Below are 17,809 nucleotides of genomic sequence, written 5' to 3' on the forward strand. Positions count from 1 at the left end.
GCCGCCCCGGTAGATCGGCCCGCTACACTTCAGGCGTGGACCCCTCCCGCGAAGCCCTACTCAGCTTGCTGGAACTCCAGAAGATCGATACGGCCATCGACCGCATCGAGGCCCGGCTCAGCCACCTGCCGGAGCAGGCCGCCCTTGATGCCCTCGAGGCCCGGCTGGCCGACCTCGACGTCCAGATCGCCGAGCGCAAGCAGGCCCTGGACGAGGTCAGTGTCCGGCAGCGCCGCCTGGACAACGAGGTGGACTCGGTAGGCCAGAAGATCGCCGGCGAGTCGAACCGGCTCTACTCGGGCATGGTGAAGAACGCCAAGGAGCTGTCCGACATCTCCCGGGAGATCGAGGCCCTGAAGCGCCGGAAGGGGATCCTGGAGGACAACGACCTCGAGGTCATGGAGGAGCGGGACGGGATCGAGGCCGAACACCAGGCGCTGCTCGACGAGCGCACCGCCGTGCTCGAGGAGATCGCTCAGGCCCGCATCCTGCGGGACCACGCCTCCGAGGGGCTGGGCGTGCAGCTCAGCGCCGCCCAGGCCGAGCGGGCGGTCTGGCCCCCCCGCATCGAGTCCGAGCTGCTCGGCCTGTACGACACCATCCGGGCCCACAAGTCCGGGATCGGGGCAGCGGCGATGGTGGACGGCGTGTGCCAGGGCTGCCACATGCGCCTGCCCGCCATGGAGGCCGAGCGGGTGCGCAGCGCCTCCGGCCTGACCCGGTGCGACGAGTGCCGGCGCATCCTCGTCGTCCTCTAGGGGTCTGCGGGTGGGGGAGTGGCAGGTGCGCACCGACGGTGCCGCCCGGGGCAACCCGGGCCCGGCCGGCGTCGGGGTGGTGCTGACCGACCCCGACGGCGCGGTGGTCGATGAGCTGGCCAAGGGCATCGGGTGGGCGACCAACAATGTCGCCGAGTACACCGCCCTCATCGAGGCCCTGCGGCTCGCCCGGAGCCACGGCGTCACCGAGCTGGCGGTGTTCTCCGACTCGACGCTGATGGTGGAGCAGATGCGCGGGGCCTGGAAGGTCAGACACGAAGGCCTGCGACCGTTGTGGGCGGCCGCCCGCACCTTGGCGGGCGAGTTCACCCGCATCCGCTACCAGGCAGTCCCCCGGGGAGGCAACAAACGGGCGGACGAGCTGGCCAATCTCGGCGTGGACCGGGACAACCCCTCGGCGGAGCCGCCCGCCCGGATCAGCGGACGGGACGCCGGGCCGCTCTTCTAGTGTTCTTCTGGTACCTGGGGGTAGGCAGCGCGCTCCTGCTCGTCACCCTCGGCCCCCGCCGGGTGGACTACCGGCTGGCCCTGGTCGGCCTGGTCCTGCCCGTCCTGGTCGATGTGCCGCTGCGCCTCACCGTCGAGCGCCACACGCACCTCGGGGTGCACCTGTACGCCCACACGTTCGCCTTCGCCGTGGTCCTGGCGCTGGTGATCATGTTCGCCCTGCGGGGCGCAACCGCCCGGCGGTGGTTCGTCATCCCGATGGCGGTGGTGGTCCACCTCTTGCTGGCAGGGATGCTGGGCGACCCGGTCGGATTGTTCTGGCCGATGCTCGGCACCCACTTCACCCAGCTGCCCGCCGGCGGTGGGCTGGCGGGGGCCATCCTGCCCCTCAGTGCCTGGGCCGTCGTGCGGGAACTGGTGGGCCTGGCGGTGCTGGCCTACGCCGCCTTCGCCTTCCAGCTGGGCCGGGCCGGCCCCCGGGTGGAGTTCCTGCGCACCGGCGCCCTTTCGGCTCGCCCACCGAGGGCGGGCAGCGCTACGCCTGGCGGTGCGGCCGGGGATGGGGCGGCCGGGGATGGGGCGGCGCCGGACGGTGGGGCGCCAGACGGGCTCGGCTCGGGCTTACAATGATCGCCGCAGTTGGCCGGGCGATCGCGGCCCCGTTGCGCACGGGGCTGAGGAAGGTCCGGGCTCCACAGGGCAGGGTGCTGGGTAACGCCCAGGCCGGGTGACCGGCGGACAGTGCCACAGAAAGCAAACCGCCCTCCGGGCGCCCGATGGGGTGGCCGGGGGGTAAGGGTGAAACGGTGCGGTAAGAGCGCACCAGCGCCCCGGGTGACCGGGGCGGCTCGGAATACCCCACCTGGAGCAAGACCAACAGGGGACACGGGGCTGCCCGCCTCCACCGCCCCGGGTAGGTCGCTAGAGGCCGGCGGCAACGCCGGTTCGAGATGGATGGTCGCCCCGCCGCCCGAGGCCACGGCCGGGGGCGGCGGACAGAACCCGGCCTACAGGCCAACTGCGGCGGAAGGGGCCTCCGGGCTCCTTCCCGCCTACCTCCAGCCCGGTAGGCCTCCGTGAGGCCTCGGTGGGGTCCGCTAAGCGGACTTGCCCAGCATCCTCGTGATCTTGGTCCCGCACACCGGGCAGGTGCCCTGGGCGGCGGTACGGCCGTTGGGGAGGTCCTTCTTCTCGCCCTCGAACGGCCGCTTGGTGCGGCACTTGACGCAGTACCCCTCATACGACGGCATGCGAGCTCCTTTCCTGATCCGGCTCCAAACCGGCTCCGGACTCAGACGGAGCCCGGCGGTTGCGGTGGTAGCGTGAGGCCATGGCGACGCTGACCTTCCCCTTCACCCTACCCGACGTACCGTGCCCCAGCCGGATCTCCCCGTGAAGACCGCGATCTCCTCGTCGGGGGCCCCGGCGGCCATCGGGCCGTACTCGCAGGCCGTCCGGGCCGGGGACTACCTGTTCTGCTCGGGCCAGATCCCCCTGGACCCGGAGACCGGGGAGCTGGTGGGCGGCGGGATCGCCGAGCAGACCACCAGGGTCCTGGAGAACGTGCGGGCGGTCCTGGCGTCCGCCGGTCTCGAGCCGGCCGATGTGGTGAAGACGACCGTCTTCCTGGTGTCGATGGCCGACTTCCCGGCCATGAACGAGGTCTACGGCCGCTTCTTCTCCGACGTCCCGCCGGCCCGCTCAACGATAGGCGTGGCCGCCCTGCCCAAGGGCGCCGCCGTGGAGATCGAGGTCGTCGCCCAGGCCTGACGCAGACCCGTCCGTTCCGGTGCCGGCGACGGGCGCCCATACCGCTCCCGGGCATTGTTGGCGGCGTGGTACAGCCAGGAGATGTACTACTCCTCCAGGTATCTCGGCGCCCGGCCCCGAATGGCGTGCATCGCCCCGCCCCGCCCCGGCCGGCCCCAGCGTGCTCAATCCGGCGCCCCCGCTTGCTCGGCCTCGGTGTCGGCCGCCAGTGCCCGCCACCGGGCGGCGGTGAGCGACCAGGTCGGGTGGCCCCGCCACACCCCGAACAGGCGCAGGTAGCGGGGCGGAGCCTTCTCCGGCCGGAAGCCGGCCTGCGCCACCAGGCCGGCGGATGCCGCGTTGCCCGGCTGAATGCTCGCTCCCAGCGCCACCAGGCCGAGCGGGCCGAACGCGTGGCCCAGGAGGAGCTGCAGGCCCTCCCGCATGAGCCCCTGGCGGGCATAGGACGGGTGGACGTAGTAACTGATGAATGCGGTGCGGCCCCGGGCGGAGAGCTCTGCCAGGTTGAACGCCCCCACGATGGCGCCCGAGGCCACCAGGCAGACCAGGAAGGCGTCGCCGGTGCGCCGGGAGGCCCGCACCAGGTAGGCGGCGAACTCGTCCGGGCTGGAGGGTGGGTTGATCCACGGCCGGTAGAAGTCGGTGCCGGCGGCGATCATGGCGAGGAACTCGGTCTCGTCGCCCTTCTCGGGACGGCGCAGGAACACCGAGGTGCCCAGCGCGACGATGCCGGGCCCCTCCCGGCCCTCGGTCACGGCCACCCCGGGCGGGCGTGGCCCGAGAGGGCCTTCTCCAGGGCGGTCCGGAAGCGCTCGACTACCCGCTCCCAGGAGAACAGCACCCGCGCCCGCTCCCGGGCGGCAGCGCCCATCGCACGGGCCGCAGCGGGGTCGTCCAACAGCCGGATGAGGGCGGTGGCGGTCGCCCCGGCGTCGCGGCCGTCCACGATCACGCCGGTCTCCCCGTCCACCACCGCCTCGCGCACCCCGCCGGCGGCCCCGGCGACGCTGGGCAGCCCGGCGGCGGCCGCCTCGAGGAACACCAGCGGGAACCCCTCGGTCTCCAGGCGCCAGAACCGTTCCCGGGTGGGGAGGGCGAAGACGTCGGCGGCGGCGTAGTACCCACCCAGCGTGTCCCAGGGCTGGGGGCCGAGGAAGCGCACCGAATCCTGCAGGCCCCGGGCGGCGGCCACCCGCTCCAGCCGGCGGCGGTCCGGCCCCCCGCCCACGATGGCGAGGGTCGTGCCCGGGTGGGCCTCCCGCACCCGGGGAAGGGCGGCGATGAGGGTCGCCGGCCCCTTGCGGGCCACCAGGCGGCACACGGTGAGCACGACCGGCCCCCCCGGCCCGGACCCCGGGTCTGCGCCGAACGCCGGGGGGCGCTCGGGCGAGAAGGCGCAGGCGTCCACGCCCGGGGAGATCACCTCGGTGGGCGGGGGGTCGGGGAGCAGCGCCAGGATGGCGTCCCGGGTGAACTGCGACACGGGCAGCGCCACGGCGGCGCCGCCCAGGGCGCGCTGCATCAGGGGCCGCGCCAGGCGGGCGCCGGCCACAAACTCTCCCCCGTGCACCGACACCGCGTAGGGGATGCCGGTGGCGTGCGTGATGCGCGGGCCGAGGAGGGCCAGGGGAAGTGGGCTGGCGAAGTGCACCATGTCGAACTGGCCCTCGGCCAGCAGGCCCGAGACCCGGGCCCACACCCGCCGGCTGGGCAGCAGGGTACCGACCGGCATCCGGTGGACCCGGGCACCGAGCGTGGCATCCACCCGCGCCGCCCCGGGCCGGTCCCGGGTCAGGACCACGACCTCGCCGGGGTCCCAGCGGGCCACCAGCGAGTAGATGTAGTTCTCGATGCCACCGAGGGTCGGGGGGAAGTCGTTGGTGATCTCCAGCAGGCGCACGACCCAGCGAGTTTAGGATAGGTCCGGTCCGCGGCTGCCGAGGTGCAGCCACGACGCTCCGTGTGCCCTCAATCGTTGGGAGGCTGGACCCGTGCGCCGCTACCTGGCCGAGCTGGTCGGTACCTTCTTCGTGGTGTTCCTCGCGGCCGGGACCGTGGTCGCGGACGTGTTCCTGACCCACGTCCGCCTCGCCGACTCGTTCGGGCCCCTGGGCCTGGTGGCCGCCTACGGCGCCGGCGTAGCGGTGGCGATGGCCATCGTCATGCCGGTCTCGGGCGGGCACCTGAACCCGGCGATATCCATTGCGGCCTACGTCTCCAAGCGGCTGTCGATCCAGGACACCCTCGGCTACGTGGTGGCGCAACTCGCCGGAGCGCTGATCGCCGGGTTCCTCTTGCGGGCCCTGGCGCCGAAGAGCGCCTTCGACTTCGCCAGCGGGGGGGTCCCCGGGCTGGCCGCCGGGATCAGCACGCTGCGGGGGGCGGGGCTGGAGACCCTGCTCACCTTCTTCGTCACCTTCGCCTTCTGGGCGGTGTGCATCGACGACCGGGGCCACCCGCGGGCGGCGCCGGCGGTGGTCGGACTGTCGGTGGCGGCGGCCGGCCTGGTGGGCGTCTCCTTCACCGGGGCGGCGGTCAACCCCGCCCGCTGGTTCGGGCCGGCGGTCGCCGGGACGCACTTCGCCAGCTGGATCGTGTGGGTGGCGGGCCCCTTGCTGGGTGCGTTGCTCGGCTCGCTGACCTACGAGGTGATCTTCAGCCCGGCCCCCACCGAGGAGGAGATCGAGGCGGCGGAGGAGGAGCTCGAGGACGACGAGGACGAGCTGGCGCCGGTGGGCTCAGGCGCTCCCGCCAGCTCCTTCACCGGCGGGCAGGACGCCGAAATCGCGCAGGGCCTCGACGAGCCGGTCGGCGAGGGAGACGGCACCTAACTCCAGCTCGGCGAGCGGGACCCAGCGGGCGTCGGTGACGTCGCCCCCGGGCCGGGGCGCGCCCCCCGCGGCGGTCACGTGGTAGTCGAGGATCACGTAGTGGAACTCGGGTAGGTAGCGCCGCTCGACCACCCCGGCCAGTGCCCCGACCGCCACCTCGATGCCGGTCTCCTCGAGGACCTCCCGGGCGAGGGCGCCGGCCAGCGACTCCCCCCATTCGACCCGCCCCCCGGGCAGCGACCAGCGCCCCTCGGAGGGGGGCTGGCCCCGCCGGATCAGCAGGATCGAGCCGCCGCGCACCGCCACGGCGCCCACGGCGACCTCCGGCCGGCCTCCCATGCCGGCGGAGCCTACCGAAGTCTCCCCCGAGCTGTTGGCCACGCTGCGCGGCCTTCGGCAACGTCGTAGGGTTGCAGAGGAAGGCCAGCGGAGCCGGAGGCGGAGCGCAGTAAAAGCCGTAGCCAAGGCGGAGCGCAGGAAATAGGTAAGCAGAGATGGCAGCCCGACGACGTAATGAGGGTTGCGGAGGAGGCGGAACAGCGCCCCATGAGCATCACGATCCTCCTCGTGGAGGACGATCCCTCGGTCCGCGAGCTGCTGAAGGTGCTCCTGGAGGTGGAGGGCTACGAGATCGTCGAGGCCCGGGATGGCTTCGAGGGACTGGAGAAGGCGGGCGAGGTCAACCCGGCCCTCATGATCCTCGACCTGATGATGCCCGAGATCGACGGTGAGCGTGTCCTGGCCCGGCTGCGCACGAACCCCGAAACCACTGCCCTGCCCGTGATCGTGGTGAGCGGCCGCTACGAGGCGCTGGACCGCTGCCGCAGCATGATCGGGGACGAGAACGTGTTCGCCAAGCCCTTCGAACCCGTGAAGCTGCTGGACCGCATCGGTTCCCTGGTGGGCCACGTCGGCGACCAGTAGGGCTGCGCCCGCTCGGTTCCTGCCCGGTTCCTACTCCACCGACTCCGGGTCCCACCCCACCCACTGGTCGATGTCCACCCGGATCACCAGGCCGTGCAGCGGGGTCGTCTGGTACTGCGGGTACTTGTCCCGCAGGGCCGCCCGGGCCCGCTCCGCCTCCGGCCCCTCGGGGAGGACCACGCCGCGTCCCCGGGCCTGCAGCCAGGCCAGCCGGCTCCAGTCCTCGTCCCACCGGTCCACCGTGAAGGCCACCTTGGGGTGGGCGCGGATGTCCCGCACCCGGGCAGGGATGTCGGTGGTCTTGGGCTTGCCGTCGATGGCCGTCCAGATCTGGTCGCCGGCCCAGGTGAAGCACACCGGCACCACCCGGGGATCGCCCTGCTGGCCGATCGTGGCGAGGTAGCCGCGGCGTGCCCTGAGCAGGGAGCTGAAGTGTCCGGGGGGCGCCATCGCGGCGGATTATAGAGGCACGGGTGCGCAAATCCCCGGCATGCGCGCGGGTCGGGAGTCCGGGATCTGCCTCAGCCCCCGAACCCCACTTTGCGTGCCCGCTCGGCCTCGATCTCCATGTAGGCGATCCGGCTGGCCGTGACGCCCACCTGCTTGCCCTTGGAGTCGGTGAGCCAGACCATGCCCCCGGTCTCGGCGGAGGCGGCCTTCACCTTGTCGATCAGGTCCTCGGCATCCTCCTCGAGCTCCAAGATCAGCTCCTTGGGTGACTCCACTACCCCGATGCGAACTTCGATCACGCTCGTTCTCCTTCTTGTCGTCGGCCCGTGGTCACTGGACGTGGTGCGAGGAACCCGGGAGCCGGGGCAAAGGCCTGCGAGTAGGATAGGTGAGATGGCTTACGAAGAGCACATCGACCCGCCCGACGACTTCGATGGCGACCCCGAGGAGATCGACGCCGAAGAACGGGAGGCTCTCCAACAGGACTTGGTCGATGTCAATACGCTGAAATCCGTGCTCGCCCAGCGGGGCATCAAGGGCGTCGTCGTGTACTGCCCGGACTGCGAGGACGACCACTTCCTGGGCTGGGACCTCCTGGCGGACAACCTCCGCCAGATCCTGGAGTCGGGCGAGCCGCCGGTCCACGAGCCGGCCTGGGAGCCGGACCCGGACGAGTACGTCACCTGGGACTACGCCCTGGGCTTCCTGGACGGCTACGAGGCCTTCACCGAGGATCGCTCGGGCGAGGACACCTGCGCCTGGTGCGGCAGCCACCTTCCCGAAGGGGGCTATGCCTGGGCCTTCTGCCCCACCTGCGGCCGCCAGCTGGGAGTGGTCAACCTCATGATCGAGCTGCGCAAGCAGGGCTGGTCCGAGACCCGAATCCGTGAGCTGGTGGAGCGTTCCGGCTTCGAGGCGCCGGTGTTCGACCCCGAGACCGCGTCTCCGGCGCCGGAGGAGGCCAGTCTCGACCTCACCGCCGAGGCGGGCGACCCCCCGGACGGGGGAGCGGACGGCGGTCCTGCAGACCCAGACGGAGGGCCGAGCGACACCCCGGATGGCGGGGAGGGGGTCCAAAAGGACTAAGCACCATCTGCTCTCAGGACCTCAAGTCCGCATGCCGGGAGGCCGACGTTCCTGCTCAGCAGGTATCATTTTCCGGACAGTCGAGCAGATCGGATAGCGCAATGCCCCTGCAGAATCGGCTGAAGATTTGGGTCCCGCGCATCCTTGCAGTGGTGCTGGCCTACCTGGCCTACCTCTGGCTGTTCGAGACCCACGCCACATGTGTTTCGGTCTGCACCGCGGGCGAGGCCAACGCGGCGATCGGCCACTTCTTCCAGCGCCAGGAAGGCGTGATCTTCATCATGCTGGCGCTGTCGTGTGCGGCACTGCTGGAGATCGGGCTCATGCTCTGGCTGCTGTCCCGGGGCCGGACCTACACGGTATTCCCCTACGAGTACGACGTCACCTTCGACGACGTGAAGGGCCAGGCCCCGGTCGTCGAGTCGGTGCAGGAGGTCGTCAAGCTCTTCCGGGGCTTCCGGGAGTTCCGGGAGCTGGGCGGCTACCCGCCCCACGGCATCCTCTTCGAGGGTCCCCCGGGCACCGGCAAGACCCTGATGGCCAAGGCGGTGGCGGGCACGGTGGGCGTCCCGTTCATCTACACCTCGGCCACCAGCTTCGCCAACATGTTCATGGGCGTCGGCAACATGCGGGTGATGATGCTGTTCCGCAAGGCCAAGAAGTACGTCAAGCGCTACGACGGCGCCGTGATCTTCATCGACGAGATCGATGCTCTCGGCTCCCGGGGGGCGGGCGTGTCGTCGGCCTCCACGCCGGTCGAGGAGCCCCGCGCCGGCCTCTGGGGCCGGGTCGACCGCTTCATGAGCCCGGGTGGCGGCCTGGGGGCGGGCATCGTCAACGAGCTGCTGGTGCAGATGGACGGCCTCGTGATGCCCAAGGGCATCATGCGCAACGTGCGCCGCTACCTGCGGATGAAGCCGAAGGTGCCCTCCTACAACATCCTCATCGTGGCGGCCACCAACCGGGCGCAGGTGCTCGACCCCGCCCTGCTGCGCCCGGGACGCTTCGACCGCAAGATCCACGTCGGCCTGCCCGATAAGGAGGGCCGGATCGACATCATCGATTACTACCTGGGCAAGGTGAAGCACGCCCCCATCGACATCGGCAAATTCGCCCAGATGACCATTGGCTACTCGCCCGCCCGGGTGAAGAACATCGTCAACGAGGCGTTGATCGTCGCCCTGCAGGACGGCCGGGATGCCCTGACCTGGGAAGACATCTGGCAGGCGAAGCTGATCGACGAGATCGGCCTCAAGCAGCCGGTGAAGTACACCGAGCGGGAGAAGGTCATGACCGCGGTGCACGAGGCGGGCCACGCGGTGGCTGCCCACGAGCTGCGCTCCGAGGACATGCGGATCCAGGTGATCACCATCATCAAGCGCCAGGAGGCCCTCGGGCTCGTGCACTCGATGGAGCTGGAGGAGCACTTCAGCGCCACCAAGGAGAGCCTGCTGACCGACCTGAAGGTGTCCCTGGCCGGCATGGCGGCCGAGGAGATCTGGTTCGGCACCTCCACCAGCGGCGTCGCCGGCGACCTGCAGACCGCCACCCGCGTGGCCCTGCAGTACCTGGGCGTCTACGGCATGGGCGACCAGCTCATCTCCTACACCGTCATCCCCAACGGCGTGACCGGCGACCCCCAGGGGGCGGCCTTCATGCTGGGCCAGAAAGAGATCCGGGCCGAGGTGGACGCCCTGCTGCGGCGCTGCAAGGACGAGGTCTCGGAGATCCTGCGCAACCGGCGGGTCGCGGTCGAGCGCATCCGGGACGAGCTCCTGGACCGGGAGGAACTGGTGGGCGACCAGCTGGAGTCCCTGATGTCGGAGATCTTCCCCGACAAGGTGGCCGCCCGGACGGCCAAGCAGCTGCCCCCCGGCGCGATCTTGTAGCCGACCCCGAAAGGAGGCCCGCCATGGCGGATCCGAAGCTGAAGAGCGAGCTGAAGGAGACCCAGAAGCACCTGCGCGACGCGGTCTCGAGCCTGAAGAAGGCAGCCGACCGGGCAGGGCACATCGCCAAGGCCACCGGCGACGAGCTGCGCCACTCCAAGGAGTTCCACGACGCCCACTCCCAGGCCGGCGACGCCATCAAGGCGATGGAAGCGGCGGCCAAGGCGGCCACCCGGGTGCTGGCCGCCGGGGCGGCGGGGATCGGCAAGTCCGACGAGGTGAAGAAGGTCGCGGCCAAGACTGCGGGCGTCGCCCGCTCGACGGTCGAGGTGGCGAAGACCGCGGGCAAGGTGGCCTCGGACGCCGTGCGCTCCTCGGCCGCGTCCGCGGGCCGGAAAGGGGCCGGGACCAAGGAGAAGAAGGACTCGTAGCCGGTCCGGCCGGCGGGCTACGACTGGCTCAGGACTGGCTCAGGATTGGCTGGTCTGGCGGGGCGCCCACCTGGTGCCGAGCAGTTCGGCCTGCGGGCAGGCGGAGGATTCCAGCTCGGAGAGCAGATCCAGGATCTCGTCCCACAGCAGGGGCGGGCCGTTGCGCCGCTCCAGCAGTTCGAAGGGGACGAGGCCGGTGATGGCGCTGCCGCCCGAGTTGAGGATGAGGACGACTCCCTCGGCGGTGGTGCGTGCCCAGACCAGGCGGTGGCAGACCGGGCACTCGAGCTGGCACAGTGCCGCTTCGCCCTCCGGGTCCATGGCACAGCGGACCTGCTGGGGCTTGACCGTCACCAGGCCGCACCACGGGCATTCCGCCTGCACTTCCACCGTGCACTCCCCCTTACCCCAGGTTCCCCCTCGTAACCCTCCTGCATGGGTGCTACGAGGGGGCTACGAAGACCTGCGTAGGAGAGTTATCGGCCCACTCGGGGAGAGAGGCAAGGGGTGCCAGCATGCCTGTTTTGCGGGGGTGCTAGCACCACCATCACACCGGCCGTTTGGGGGACAACGCGTCTCTACGAGGGGCTGGGGCTCGGCAGTGGGGTGGTGATTGGCGAGGGAATTGGGCTCGGGCTGGGCGACGGGAGCGGGCTCGGCGGCGGGGTCGGGCTGGGCGAGGGGGCGAGCAGATTCAGCAGCCCCGGGGCGCTGGGCGAGGGGATCGGGCTCGGGGTCGGCGAGGTGGCCGGGGCGTTGTCGTTCAGGCTGGTGGGCGGGGCCTCGGTGGCGGTCGAGTTCTGCTGCACCGGGTCGGGGTTCGGGCCGCTCGGGCCGCCGTAGACGTACACCGTCTCACCGTAGGGGGCGGCGCTGGTGAAAAACCAGTCGGCGAACTCCATCGGGAGCCGGGAGCAGCCGTGCGAGGCGGGGTAAGTCGGCACCGAGGGGTACCCATGGAAGGCGATGCCCCCGTTGAAGAACGACGGCTTGTAGAGGTCGCCCAGGGGGGCCTGGTGCCAACCGTTGACCTTCCAGTACACGGTGAAGACGCCGTTGGGCGTGATGGCCTTCTCCGGCTTGGAGTAGCCCTTCTCGGTGTAGGTGCGGCCCGACCCCGTCGACGTGGGCAGGATCTCGCTGACCGTGCCGCCCCGCACGACGTAGACCACCTGGTGGGCGATGTCGAGTTCGATGTGGTCTGCAGGGGTGGCATAGGCCGGCGCCGGGGTCGTGGCGCTGGCGAGCTTGGCCAGGGTGGCGGGGTCGCCCTCGCCCGAGCGGGTCAGGCCCTCGACCTTCTGGAAGGCGACCAGCCCGTCACGGGTGCCGCCGCCGAACTGGCCGTCGACGCTGCCCACCATGTAGTGCAGGGCGGTCAGGCTGGTCTGGATCTGGGTGACCTGGGGACCGGATGTCCCGAGATGCGGGTTGGGGTCGGGCGGCGGCACCGGGCTGGGGCTCGGGCTGGGGGCGGGCGAGGGGCTCGGGCTGGGCGACGGGCTGGGGCTCGGGCTCTGACCCGGGGCGGCGAGGGCGGCGTGGCCGCTGCGGGGGGCGGCCTTCGTGGCCCCGTCCTGGGAGGCGACGAGCGCCAGCACCACGACTGTCGCGGCGGCGATGCTCAGTGCGCCCATCCCGACGCGGCCATGTACCAGGCTCTGCACGTGGGGAAGTTTCACCCACCCCGGCGGAACGCGCCACTGGCTCGCTCCGGGACCTCGGCCTGGCGATCCGGCGCCAAGGGTAGTCTGGGGGCATGCCCGGCCCCGGCGACTCGCTGCCCGTCCTCGACCACGGCTTCGTCCGCCTCGACGCCGCCGAGGCGTCGGACCTCTCGGTGGTGAACGGCGCCCGGGTCTCGTTCCTGCAGATGACCGAGGAGATGCGGCCCAAGGACGAGGGCCTGATCCGCTTCCTCATGCGCAACGGGCACGCCTCGCCCTTCGAGCACAACTTCTTCCGCTACCACATCCGGTGCCCCATCGCCGTGGCCCGGGAGTGGATGCGCCACCGCTGGAGCAGCTTCAACGAGCACAGCCTGCGCTACTCCTCGGCGATCGACGATTTCTACATCCCGGCCGCCGAGAACATGCGCACCCAGGTGGGCAAGCCCGGCGCCTACACCTTTGAGCCGGTGGCACCCGACGTGGCGGCGGCGGCGCAGGACCTGCTGGCCAAGCAGTACCAGGAGGCGTGGAACCGCTACCAGGAGCTGCTGGAGATGGGCGTCGCCCGGGAGCTCGCCCGCCTGGTCCTTCCTGTGGGCATCTACACCGAGTTCTACTGGAGCGTCAACGCCCGGGCGCTCATGAATTTCCTCGCCCTGCGCAACGCCGAGGCGGCCATGTGGGAGATCCGCCAGTACGCCGCCGCCGCCGAGGAGTTCTTCGCCACCCTGATGCCGGCGACACACGCCGCCTTCGAAGAGTTCGGACGAAAGGCACCTTAATGGATGACCCGCTGCTTGCGATCGACTTCACCAGCGCCCTTGTGGTGTGCGCCCACCCCGACGACGGCGAGTTCTCGTCCGGCGGGACCATGGCCCGATGGGCGGCCGAGGGCAAGGATGTTGTCCTCGTGATCATCTCCAACGGGGCCATGGGCTCCAACAACCCCGATGTCGCCCGGGAAGACCTCATCGCCCTGCGGGAGGCCGAACAGCGGGCCGCGGCTGCGGTGGCCGGCCTCAAAGGCGTGGTGTTCCTGGGCTACGAGGACGGCTACCTCGAGGACAGCCATGAGATCCGCCGGGATGTCATCCGCGAGATCCGCCGCTACAAGCCCGATGTCGTGGTCGGCCCCGATCCCTCCACGTTCTATGCCGAGCAGCGCTACGTGAACCATCCCGACCACCGGGCGGCGGGCCTGGTCTTCGCCGCCGCCGTGAACCCGGGCGCCTCGACAACGCCCCTGTACCGGGCGGAGCTCTACGACCAGGGGTTCCTGCCGCACAGCCCGAAGGCCGCCCTGCTGGCGAACACCAACAACGCCGACTACTACGTGGACATCACCGCCCACATCGAGACCAAGCTCGAGGCCCTGCGGGCGCACCACTCCCAGCTAGGGGGGTATGGGGCGCTGGGCGACCGGGTCCGGGAGATGGCGAAGCTGACCGCCGAGCGGGGCGGCACCGGCTTCGAGTACGCCGAGGCGTTCAAGGGGTTCTTTTTCGAGTCCCGCCCCAACGCCCAGACGACGTAGCGTCGCCGGCGATGCCGCGGCGCAGCCGGCGCCTCCCGCCCGGGGTCCGGCGGTGGGGGACCGAACCGGTCGTCGTGCCGCTGGAGGAGATTGCCCAGAGGATCGCCGGCCCGGCGGGGGCGATCGGGGAGGCGGGCTTCGAGGGCCGCTACGTCCGGGGCACGAAGCGCTACCTCTGCCCGTACTGCCAGGGGTGGATCCTGCCGGACGCCGTCCACGTGGTGGCGTTCCCCGCCGGGCTGCCCGAGGAGCGCCGCCACTACCACTCCGGGTGCTGGGCGAAGGTAGGGCGCCGGGGGCTTCCCGGAGGCTGAACGGCGGTGGTGTGACCCCTCAGGTCGGCTGAACTCGGGGACATTCGTCCCGGCCAGTGGGACAAATGTCCCCGAGATGACGTGGGCGCCGGCCCGGGCGACGGCATTGGGCTCGAGGAAGGGCGCCACCCGGGCGGCCGGATCGGTATCGCTGATGGTCAGGCGGCCGCCCTGCTCCGGGGGCGGGGGCGCTGCGAGGAGGCCGGGCGCCGGGTGGGCCGTTTCGCCGGCTTCTGGGGCGGCCGGAAGAGGGCCCGGCCGAACCACCGGATCGTGGCGTCCAGCATCCGGAAGGCGGGGGCGAAGCCGGCGAAGAGCAGCATGAACACGCCCGCGACCAGCAGGGTCGGGCCGCCGCTGGTGGCGAGGCGGTCCGTGCCCATGACGGTCAGGATGCCGCCCCCCAGGATGAGGGAGGCCAGGGCGATGGCGCCAAAGAGCACCGAGTGCGGGATGGGAATCGACACCTTGCGCCGGCGGCGCTCAGTGATCATCCAGACGCACCCGGCGTCGTAGGCCAGCAGGAGGATCAGGGGCAGGGTCGCCTGGTGGGGGAGCAGCCCGTTGAAGGCGACCACCAGCACCAGGGCGGTGAAGACGATCGGGGCGTACACCAGCCAGAGCCACTTGAAGAAGATGCCTCGCTCCCGACGGGCCTTGTCACGGGGACTGGGCCGCGGGATGCGGGGGCGGGAGGCCTTGGGGGCCGCTTTCGCGGCGCCAGCCGGCGGGGCCGTCTGCCCCCGGCCGGTCTGGGGCGGGCGCTTCGATGCCGGGCCGGACTCGGGCTTCGTGTGGATCTTCTGGGGGAAGGGTGCCTGGACGCCGGCTTTGGGGGCACCCTTCGCCGGGGCTGCGGGCCTCGGCGCCGCCGCGCGCGAGGCCGCGGGGCGCGGTGACTGTTGCCGGGGGGGCTGCCGTGGGGCCGCTGGCTTCGGCGGGGCGAGATCGACCGTGCGTCCTTTCACGGGATACTCCCGAGCCGGAGGGCGGGCCCTTACGGGCGCTGCGCCCCTCGCTGCGCTGGAAGGCGGTTGCCCGGTTGACCCCGGGGCGCGCCTGTTAGGGGCACCCGGCGATGCTGCAGGCCGGGGACCGGAGGGGGGTGCTGGCCGCCGTGTCGCTGTGGCCATGGACGAACTGTAGCGCGAGTGGGGCTAAGAAACTATCCGCGTCGTTCCGCAGCCGCCGGGCAGGGTCGCACGGAGAGGTGTGCGGACGGCCCCTGCGCCACTAACGCCCCATCTGGCATGGGGCGCCATCTGTCCTACCTGCGCTTTCCTGCGAGTCTCGCCGCCATCTTGGCGGTCAGGCTCGCAGGAAACGAGTGGATGTACTACTCCACCAGCCCCGCCCCCGCCGCACTGCCGCTCGGGGCCTACCTGCCGCCTTCGAGCAGGCGCCTGAGCTCGCGCAGGTCCCGGGCGAAGACCCGCTGCATCACCGGCGCCAGCGCGTGCAGCCCGGCCCCCGTCGCCAGCCGCCAGGGGAAGGCCCCCGGAGGGATGAGCGACTCCCGCCACCAGAGGTAGGAGCCCGACGGGGTCGGGCGGCAGTGCATGAGGCCCGAGCCCTTCACCCAGCCACGGTGGCGGATCTCCAGCCAGTGCGGGGGCTCCCAGCGGCTGACCACCACGGTGTCGGTGGTGGTGATACCGGCGATGCGCACCGACGCCTTCGCCCGCACGCCCAGACCCTCGCGCTGGTCGCCGATCACCTCGAAGCCGGAGGCCTCCTTCATCCACTCGCCGAGGCGCTCCCAGTCCACCAGCCACGGCCACACCTGCTCGGGCGGGGCGGGCAAAGCGATGGCCATCTCGATGGCGACCGGTTGGACGGGCACCCGGGCACCGTACCAGCGCGATCAGCGTTACCAGCGCTACCGGCGCTACCAGCCAAGATTACGCTGGCATTGATAGGTTCGAGCGGGTGCGGCCGGTCCTCGCTCTCCTCGCGCTGCTCCTGGTCGCCACCGTGGCATGCGGCCGGCCGGCTCCTCCCCAGGGCCTGCAGGTGCGGGCTGAGCCCTGGAAGCTCGCCGCTCCGGTCTCCCGGCCCGTGGTCCTGCCGCTCGGCGGGAGCCTCCTCATCCTGGGGGGCCGCACGGCCCAGGGCTCCCCGTCCACCGGCGTCTTCCAGTTGGATCCCGCCACCGGCGGGCTTACCGCCGCCGGCACCCTCGCCCAGGCCACCGACTCCGCTGCCGGTGCCATCCTGAACGGCGCCGCATTGGTTCTCGGCGGGTCGGGGCCGGCAGGCTCGGTGGTGGAGATCACCTCGGCCGGCGGGAATCCCTCGCTGGGCGCGCTGCCCTCCTCCCGGTCGGGCGCGGCGGCCGCGGTCGTGGGTGCCACGGCCTACGTGCTGGGCGGTGCCCACGCCGGCAAGCCGGTGGCGGACATCCTGGCCACCACCGACGGGACCCACTTCCGGAGCGTCGCCCGGCTGGCGGTCCCGGTGACCAACGCCGCAGTCGCCGTGCACGGCACCGACGTCTACCTCTTCGGTGGGTCCACCACCTTGCAGCCGGTGGACGACATCCAGGTGCTCGACACCCGCTCCCGGCGGGTCAGCGTCGCCGGCCACCTGCCCCGGCCGCTGGCCGGGGCGAGCGCTCTGGCCCTGGACGGGACGATCTACGTCGCGGGCGGGTCCGACGGCGACCGGCCGGTGGACAGCGTCTCGGCCTTCGACCCTTCCCGGCGGCACGTGCGCCGGGCGGGCACACTGCCCCACCCGGTGGCCTTCGCCGGGGCGGCGGTGCAGCACGGCGCCGGCTACCTGATCGGCGGTGAGACGCCGGCGGCCACGGCGGCCGTGGTGACGCTGCAGATCGGGCCGGGGACCCGGGCACCGACGTCCCCGCCGGTCCCGACCGCGAGGGCGGTCAATGCCTCCGTTTTCGCGGCGGGCTCCTGCCTCGCCTTCCCGCCGACCGCCGGCAACCGCCACCAGACCGTGTTCCTCGACGCCGGCCACGGCGGCCCCGACCCGGGCGCCCAGGGATCCACCAGCGACGGCACCCCGATCGCCGAGCGGGAGCTCACGCTGCCGGTGGTCATGGACGCCCTCCCGCTGCTGCGGGCCCACGGCTTCCGGGTGGTCGTGTCGCGTACGACCAATGGCCCGGTGGTGAAGCTGGGGCCGGGCGACGTCAGCGGCCAGATCCTGAGCGTGCAGGGGGAGTTCAACGACACGGCCGCCCGGACGCAGTGCGCCAACGAGGCGCACGCCGCGGTCCTGGTCTCGGTGCACTTCAACTCGGCGGCCAGTGCCTCGGCGGCGGGCATGATGACCGCCTACGACAGTGCCCGGCCGTTCGCCGGCTCGAACAACACCCTCGCCAGCCTGCTGCAGAGCGACATCATCGGGGCGATGAATGCCCGCGGGTGGCAGATCCCCGACCAGGGTGTGGTGGACGACTCGGGGGCCGGCGCCCCGGCGCTGTCCAGCGCGGCGGCCAACTACGGGCACCTCCTGATCCTCGGCCCGGCCGACCCGGGGTATTTCACCACCCCAAGCCAGATGCCCGGCGCCCTGGTCGAGCCGCTCTACCTCACCGACCCGTTCGAGGGCTCGATCGCCGCCAGCGCAGCGGGCCAGCAGGCGATCGCCAGCGGCATCGCCGCCGCGGTCACCAGCTTCCTGACGGCGCCGGCCTCGCCCTCGCCCAAGTAAGGTCTG

23 protein-coding genes and 1 other RNA gene are annotated in these 17,809 nt (G+C 71.6%); 14 read left to right on the forward strand and 10 right to left on the reverse strand.

Annotated elements, in window-relative coordinates; all coding sequences use genetic code 11:
• The first annotated feature begins 35 nt into the window (after positions 1–35).
• The 4 genes from VFW71_03720 to rnpB all read left to right on the forward strand — a co-directional run bounded on the left by VFW71_03720 (position 36) and on the right by rnpB (position 2,252).
• Positions 36–758, forward strand: coding sequence for a C4-type zinc ribbon domain-containing protein (locus VFW71_03720; protein HEU5001874.1), 723 nt, complete (start codon positions 36–38; stop codon positions 756–758).
• 10 nt (positions 759–768) lie between these two features.
• Positions 769–1,227, forward strand: coding sequence for a ribonuclease HI family protein (locus VFW71_03725; GenBank protein ID HEU5001875.1), 459 nt, complete (start codon positions 769–771; stop codon positions 1,225–1,227).
• A complete protein-coding gene (locus tag VFW71_03730; protein ID HEU5001876.1) occupies positions 1,227–1,856 on the forward strand; it encodes a hypothetical protein in 630 nt (209 codons plus the stop codon). Before VFW71_03725 ends, VFW71_03730 begins: the two co-directional genes overlap by 1 nt.
• Before the next feature lie 5 nt (positions 1,857–1,861).
• An RNA gene (gene rnpB, locus VFW71_03735) (RNase P RNA component class A) lies at positions 1,862–2,252 on the forward strand.
• 71 nt (positions 2,253–2,323) lie between these two features.
• Here the strand turns inward: rnpB and VFW71_03740 are convergent.
• Positions 2,324–2,476: a DUF5679 domain-containing protein gene (locus VFW71_03740; protein ID HEU5001877.1), complete on the reverse strand. Its 153-nt coding sequence runs from the start codon at positions 2,474–2,476 to the stop codon at positions 2,324–2,326.
• 142 nt (positions 2,477–2,618) lie between these two features.
• Here VFW71_03740 and VFW71_03745 point away from each other — a divergent pair, with 142 nt between their 5' ends.
• Complete coding sequence (locus VFW71_03745; GenBank protein HEU5001878.1) at positions 2,619–2,996, forward strand: RidA family protein; 378 nt, start codon at positions 2,619–2,621, stop codon at positions 2,994–2,996.
• Between the two features lie 164 nt (positions 2,997–3,160).
• Here the strand turns inward: VFW71_03745 and VFW71_03750 are convergent, their stop codons facing one another.
• Both VFW71_03750 and VFW71_03755 read right to left on the reverse strand, forming a co-directional pair.
• Complete coding sequence (locus VFW71_03750) at positions 3,161–3,757, reverse strand: GNAT family protein (protein HEU5001879.1); 597 nt, start codon at positions 3,755–3,757, stop codon at positions 3,161–3,163.
• On the reverse strand, positions 3,748–4,896 hold the full coding sequence (locus VFW71_03755; protein ID HEU5001880.1) for a glycosyltransferase family 4 protein: 1,149 nt from the start codon (positions 4,894–4,896) through the stop codon (positions 3,748–3,750). Before VFW71_03755 ends, VFW71_03750 begins: the two co-directional genes overlap by 10 nt.
• Positions 4,897–4,987: 91 nt before the next feature.
• Here VFW71_03755 and VFW71_03760 point away from each other — a divergent pair, with 91 nt between their 5' ends.
• The gene (locus VFW71_03760) at positions 4,988–5,827 is read left to right on the forward strand and encodes an aquaporin (protein ID HEU5001881.1); all 840 of its coding nucleotides are present in this window, start codon (positions 4,988–4,990) and stop codon (positions 5,825–5,827) included.
• On the opposite strand, the gene VFW71_03765 is transcribed toward VFW71_03760, so the two are convergent.
• Entirely contained in the window at positions 5,735–6,166 is a 432-nt protein-coding gene (locus tag VFW71_03765) for an NUDIX hydrolase (protein ID HEU5001882.1), read from the reverse strand. The two genes, VFW71_03760 and VFW71_03765, sit on opposite strands and share 93 nt — an antisense overlap.
• A gap of 207 nt (positions 6,167–6,373) precedes the next feature.
• Here VFW71_03765 and VFW71_03770 point away from each other — a divergent pair, with 207 nt between their 5' ends.
• Complete coding sequence (locus tag VFW71_03770; GenBank protein HEU5001883.1) at positions 6,374–6,751, forward strand: response regulator; 378 nt, start codon at positions 6,374–6,376, stop codon at positions 6,749–6,751.
• A gap of 30 nt (positions 6,752–6,781) precedes the next feature.
• On the opposite strand, the gene VFW71_03775 is transcribed toward VFW71_03770, so the two are convergent.
• Positions 6,782–7,201: a TIGR03668 family PPOX class F420-dependent oxidoreductase gene (locus VFW71_03775; GenBank protein HEU5001884.1), complete on the reverse strand. Its 420-nt coding sequence runs from the start codon at positions 7,199–7,201 to the stop codon at positions 6,782–6,784.
• Between the two features lie 71 nt (positions 7,202–7,272).
• Positions 7,273–7,500, reverse strand: coding sequence for a DUF3107 domain-containing protein (locus VFW71_03780; GenBank protein ID HEU5001885.1), 228 nt, complete (start codon positions 7,498–7,500; stop codon positions 7,273–7,275).
• A 94-nt stretch (positions 7,501–7,594) separates the two neighbouring features.
• Between VFW71_03780 and VFW71_03785 the strand changes: the two genes are divergently transcribed.
• The 3 genes from VFW71_03785 (at position 7,595) to VFW71_03795 (ending at position 10,607) form a co-directional block, all read left to right on the forward strand.
• Positions 7,595–8,287, forward strand: coding sequence for a DUF5319 family protein (locus VFW71_03785; protein HEU5001886.1), 693 nt, complete (start codon positions 7,595–7,597; stop codon positions 8,285–8,287).
• A 101-nt stretch (positions 8,288–8,388) separates the two neighbouring features.
• Positions 8,389–10,176, forward strand: a complete 1,788-nt coding sequence (locus tag VFW71_03790) for an AAA family ATPase (protein ID HEU5001887.1) — start codon at positions 8,389–8,391, stop codon at positions 10,174–10,176.
• Positions 10,177–10,199: 23 nt separating this feature from the next.
• Positions 10,200–10,607 (forward strand): hypothetical protein, encoded by a 408-nt coding sequence (locus VFW71_03795; GenBank protein HEU5001888.1) that lies wholly within the window; start codon positions 10,200–10,202, stop codon positions 10,605–10,607.
• A 39-nt stretch (positions 10,608–10,646) separates the two neighbouring features.
• Here VFW71_03795 and VFW71_03800 read toward each other — a convergent pair whose 3' ends face one another.
• Both VFW71_03800 and VFW71_03805 read right to left on the reverse strand, forming a co-directional pair.
• On the reverse strand, positions 10,647–10,997 hold the full coding sequence (locus VFW71_03800; GenBank protein ID HEU5001889.1) for a hypothetical protein: 351 nt from the start codon (positions 10,995–10,997) through the stop codon (positions 10,647–10,649).
• Positions 10,998–11,185: 188 nt separating this feature from the next.
• Entirely contained in the window at positions 11,186–12,244 is a 1,059-nt protein-coding gene (locus VFW71_03805; GenBank protein HEU5001890.1) for a L,D-transpeptidase family protein, read from the reverse strand.
• A 122-nt stretch (positions 12,245–12,366) separates the two neighbouring features.
• On the opposite strand from VFW71_03805, the gene thyX reads away from it, so the two are divergent.
• Genes thyX through VFW71_03820 form a run of 3 tightly spaced genes read left to right on the forward strand, consistent with a single transcriptional unit; the run spans position 12,367 to position 14,125 of the window.
• Positions 12,367–13,059, forward strand: a complete 693-nt coding sequence (gene thyX / locus VFW71_03810; protein HEU5001891.1) for an FAD-dependent thymidylate synthase — start codon at positions 12,367–12,369, stop codon at positions 13,057–13,059.
• Positions 13,059–13,811 (forward strand): PIG-L deacetylase family protein, encoded by a 753-nt coding sequence (locus VFW71_03815; GenBank protein HEU5001892.1) that lies wholly within the window; start codon positions 13,059–13,061, stop codon positions 13,809–13,811. Before thyX ends, VFW71_03815 begins: the two co-directional genes overlap by 1 nt.
• Before the next feature lie 11 nt (positions 13,812–13,822).
• The gene (locus tag VFW71_03820) at positions 13,823–14,125 is read left to right on the forward strand and encodes a hypothetical protein (GenBank protein HEU5001893.1); all 303 of its coding nucleotides are present in this window, start codon (positions 13,823–13,825) and stop codon (positions 14,123–14,125) included.
• Between the two features lie 158 nt (positions 14,126–14,283).
• On the opposite strand, the gene VFW71_03825 is transcribed toward VFW71_03820, so the two are convergent.
• Positions 14,284–14,739 carry a hypothetical protein gene (locus VFW71_03825; protein HEU5001894.1) on the reverse strand — a complete coding sequence of 152 codons (456 nt, stop codon included), beginning with the start codon at positions 14,737–14,739 and terminating at the stop codon, positions 14,284–14,286.
• 764 nt (positions 14,740–15,503) lie between these two features.
• Positions 15,504–15,968 carry an SRPBCC family protein gene (locus VFW71_03830; GenBank protein ID HEU5001895.1) on the reverse strand — a complete coding sequence of 155 codons (465 nt, stop codon included), beginning with the start codon at positions 15,966–15,968 and terminating at the stop codon, positions 15,504–15,506.
• 86 nt (positions 15,969–16,054) lie between these two features.
• Here VFW71_03830 and VFW71_03835 point away from each other — a divergent pair, with 86 nt between their 5' ends.
• The gene (locus tag VFW71_03835; GenBank protein HEU5001896.1) at positions 16,055–17,803 is read left to right on the forward strand and encodes an N-acetylmuramoyl-L-alanine amidase; all 1,749 of its coding nucleotides are present in this window, start codon (positions 16,055–16,057) and stop codon (positions 17,801–17,803) included.
• Positions 17,804–17,809: the final 6 nt, after the last annotated feature.

This window comes from Actinomycetota bacterium (assembly GCA_035765775.1).
Taxonomy (GTDB): Bacteria; Actinomycetota; CADDZG01; order JAHWKV01; family JAOPZY01; genus DASTWV01.